The sequence below is a fragment of the Methylomonas rivi genome (assembly GCF_024505165.1).
Lineage (GTDB): Bacteria > Pseudomonadota > Gammaproteobacteria > Methylococcales > Methylomonadaceae > Methylomonas > Methylomonas rivi.
In genome coordinates this window covers 1-2679 of sequence record NZ_JANIBK010000265.1, presented here as the reverse complement: position 1 = coordinate 2679, position 2679 = coordinate 1, and the positions used below count along the sequence as shown (strand labels likewise).

4 protein-coding genes are annotated in these 2679 nt (G+C 57.2%); 2 read left to right on the top strand and 2 right to left on the bottom strand.

Annotated features, from left to right (window positions below; all coding sequences use genetic code 11):
• On the top strand, window positions 1–381 hold a 381-nt coding region (locus NP596_RS20890; RefSeq protein WP_256617320.1), incomplete at its 5' end, for a response regulator transcription factor.
• Window positions 382–425: 44 nt separating this feature from the next.
• The gene (locus NP596_RS20885) at window positions 426–950 is read left to right on the top strand and encodes a PepSY domain-containing protein (RefSeq protein WP_256617319.1); all 525 of its coding nucleotides are present in this window, start codon (window positions 426–428) and stop codon (window positions 948–950) included.
• A gap of 470 nt (window positions 951–1420) precedes the next feature.
• Here NP596_RS20885 and NP596_RS20880 read toward each other — a convergent pair whose 3' ends face one another.
• Window positions 1421–2065 carry a TIGR04282 family arsenosugar biosynthesis glycosyltransferase gene (locus tag NP596_RS20880; RefSeq protein ID WP_256617318.1) on the bottom strand — a complete coding sequence of 215 codons (645 nt, stop codon included), beginning with the start codon at window positions 2063–2065 and terminating at the stop codon, window positions 1421–1423.
• 3 nt (window positions 2066–2068) lie between these two features.
• The coding region (locus tag NP596_RS20875; RefSeq protein ID WP_256617317.1) for a sterol desaturase family protein at window positions 2069–2679 on the bottom strand (611 nt) is incomplete at its 5' end.

The window sequence follows — 2679 nt, the reverse complement described above, 5'->3', positions numbered from 1 at the left end:
AGCCTTGCCCTGGCCGGGTTACAGGCCGGCGCGACCGGCGTCTTGGATCGCGAGCACCCGGCCGCCGAGTTGGCGGCAATCGTTAGGCATGTCTTGGCCGGCGAATACTATCTGGATCAAAACATCGCGCAATTGCTCGCGATACGCCATATCAAAAAATTACTGGCCCCTTTTACGGCCTTGAGTTCCCGCGAGTTCGACGTGTTTTGCCTGCTGGCCGAAGGTTGCAGCCTGCAAGCCATCGGCGAACAACTCGGCATCAGCCGCAAAACCGTCTCGAATTGCCAAACCTCGGTCAAGCTGAAGCTGGGCATCGACAACCGGCGGGACATGGCGGCTTTTGCAAAAAGCCATGGCCTGGTCGCCGCCGACGCGGTATGATTCCCGTTGTTCGGGAATTTTTCCTTTTTTTAGCGAGGTGTATCATGAAAACCACAACATTGAAAATTGCCGCATTAGCCGGCCTGAGCCTACTTTCCGTCAATGCCATGGCCGTCGATCAAGGTCTTGAAAATTGCATTCAGGCCGTCAAAAAAGAAAAAGCCGGCGAGCTGGTCAAGCTGGAAAAGCTTAACGTAGCGGGCAAAGGCGCTTACGAACTGGAATTACGCGACAACAACCGCCAGGAGTGGGAATTTATGTGCGATGCGGACAGCGGCAAGCTGACCGAGAAAGAAGCGGAAGTCTCCGACCCCGGCAGCCAGGCCTTTAAGAAAAACGTCAAAATCACCGAAGAAGACGCCGCCGCGATTGCCCTGAAAGCCAACCCCGGCACCATAGAGGAAGTCGAGTATGAAGTGGAGGAAAACGGCGCTTCGTCCTACGAATTCGATATCGTCAACGACAAAGGCGTCGAGACCAAAATCGAGGTCGATGCGGCCAGCGGTAAAATCATCGAGACCGCCATTGAGGAATGGGAAATCGGCGAAGAAAGCGACGAGCGGCGTTGATTAATCATCCCAATGCCCGGTTCGTGCCGGGCATTGCTGCTTACGCCATGGGCATGAATCCTGTTCCGGAATTCGAATTGCTCCGAATCGCGCGATTATCGCTCCCCTGCCCTCTCCCGGATGAGGTTGTCGTAAAAGGTAAGTCCGGCTGAATGCAATAAAGCCCAACATTTTGATTTTGTTGGGTTACGCTACGCCAATCCAACCTACATTTTGGCTTTTTCGACAACCTCCGGAGGGCGTGGGAACGGATGCGCCGAAATTTGAAGCGCGCAAGGTTTAAATCCCCCTTGCGCGAACCGGCCCGTTGCTCCAGCGGCACTTCATTCTCCGCTTACTCTCCCGGATTCTGCCGGCTTAGGATTTCGTCGAAAACAACATCCCCGTATTTTCGGGATTGTTGCCGGTAGGAGGGGCTTTAGCCCCGATCGAGGCGCTCATCGCGGCTAAAGCCCCTTCTACAAGTAAATCTATTTCGGTAAGTTTTTTCCAACCATATCCTTAAGTCGATAACGCCGCCAGTCAGCAAGCGTATCGACATCCCACTGCGTGCCCAGTTCGTGCGCATTCAAACCGGCGCTTAACAGTCGGCGGCGGGTTTCCGCCATCACATTGGCCCCGCCCCAGGCCATATTGTTAAATAAGTCCGGCCGCGGCGCATTCAGGCCGATCAATACATAACCGCCGTCCTCGGCCGGGGCGATCACCGCATCGTGACCGCTTCGCAGCCGCGTAAAAGCCCGCCGCAAATCCTCCGCGCTCAAACTGGGGCAGTCGCAACCGACCAGCACGGCATGGCGATAGGCCAATAGCGCGTCCGTCAAGGCGTTGTGCATGCGCTCGCCCAGGTCCCTGCCGCGTTGTTCGGCCAGTTTTAGCGGGTATTGCCGGGCGCATTGGCGGAAAAACGGGTGCCTGCCGTCGGGCGCGCAACACAAAATCACCGGGCATAACGGCTTTAGAAAGGCGCGCGCTAGCGTCATCCGCGTCAGCTCGATGTGCGCCTGTACGGCTTGCTCGGCGGTCAATCCCGGTTGCAGGCGGGTTTTGACCCGGCCGGCCTGGGGCGCTTTACAGAAGATCAGCAAAACGCAGTCGGGGAATCGATAGGTCACGGTTCAGCGCTTGCGCAAAGGCCGGAACGGCATGGCCAATAAATGCAAAAAGCCCAGTTCATTAGTATCGCGAAAGCCGTTCAAGCCTATACGCATGGCGGTTTGCGGCTGCCGCGATTGCGGGCAATAGGTGTTGAACAGCCTATCCCAGCAGGATAAGGAAAAGCCGTAATTGCTGTCGGTTTCCGTTTGCAGGGCGGAATGATGTATCCGGTGCATGTCCGGCGTGACCAACAGATAGCGCAAGCTTTGCTCATAGGTTGGCGGCAGGCCGACGTTGCCGTGATTGAACAGCGCGCAGCCGTTGAGAATGATCTCGAAAGCGATCACCGCCGACGGCTCGGCGCCGAGCGCAACGACCAGCAACACCTTGTAGGCCATGGACAGCATGATCTCCAGCGGGTGAAAGCGCACGGCGGTAGTCGTATCGAAATCGGTATCGCTGTGATGGACTTGGTGCAGGCGCCAGAACCAGCGCCAGCGGTGGGCGGCGACGTGCTGCGCATAAATGGCCAAATCCAGCAGCAGCAAACTGCCCGCAAAAGACAGCCACATCGGTGCGGGCACGGCGTGGAACAGGCCGATGTTTCGCTCGGCGGCCCAGCCGGCCGCCA